Annotated in this window: 1 pseudogene; it reads right to left on the minus strand. The window is 70.9% G+C overall.

The features are described from left to right. Positions 1 to 1,047 (minus strand): annotated as a pseudogene (locus WT24_RS34880) (hypothetical protein); the annotation flags it as partial.

Genomic DNA, 1,047 nt, shown 5'->3' on the forward strand with positions numbered 1-1,047 from the left:
ACGGTGACGGGTGCCTTGGGTGGAGTGGGTGATCCGACCGGTGGGCTTGGTGGTGTGGTTGGCACGGTAACCGGCGCCCTGGGTGGCATCGGGGGCGGCGGGACTGGCGGCCTCGGCGGTGTTGTCGGCACGGTAGCGAACACGGCCACGGGGGCAGTCGGAACACTGACTGGCGCACTGGGCGGTGTTGGCGGCGGGACCGGTGGTCTCGGTGGCGTTGTCGGAACGGTGGGCAACGCGGCAAGCGGCGCAGTCGGTACGGTAACCGGCGCACTGGGTGGTATCGGTGGCGGGACTGGCGGCCTTGGCGGTGTTGTCGGCACGGTAGCGAACACGGCCACGGGGGCAGTCGGAACACTGACTGGCGCACTGGGCGGTGTTGGCGGCGGGACCGGTGGTCTCGGTGGCGTTGTCGGAACGGTGGGCAACGCGGCAAGCGGCGCGGTCGGTACGGTGACGGGTGCCTTGGGTGGAGTGGGCGATCCGACCGGCGGCCTCGGCGGTGTTGTCGGCACGGTAGCGAACACGGCGACGGGCGCAGTCGGAACGTTGACTGGCGCGCTGGGCGGCGTTGGTGGCGGGACTGGTGGTCTCGGTGGCGTCGTTGGAACGGTGGGCAACGCGGCAAGCGGCGCAGTCGGTACGGTAACCGGCGCACTGGGTGGTATCGGTGGTGGCGGGACCGGCGGCCTCGGCGGCGTTGTCGGGACGGTAGCGAATACGGTGACGGGCGCAGTCGGAACGCTGACTGGCGCACTGGGCGGCGTTGGTGGTGGGACTGGCGGCCTCGGCGGTGTTGTCGGTACGGTAGCGAATACGGCGACGGGTGCAGTCGGAACGCTGACTGGTGCTTTGGGCGGTGTTGGCGGCGGGACCGGTGGTCTCGGTGGCGTCGTTGGAACGGTGGGCAACGCGGCAAGCGGCGCAGTCGGTACGGTAACCGGCGCACTGGGTGGTATCGGTGGCGGGACCGGTGGCCTCGGCGGCGTTGTCGGCACGGTAGCGAACACGGCGACGGGTGCGGTCGGAACGCTGACTGGCGCGCTG

Source organism: Burkholderia sp. MSMB1078WGS (assembly GCF_001528895.1).
Taxonomy (GTDB): Bacteria; Pseudomonadota; Gammaproteobacteria; order Burkholderiales; family Burkholderiaceae; genus Burkholderia.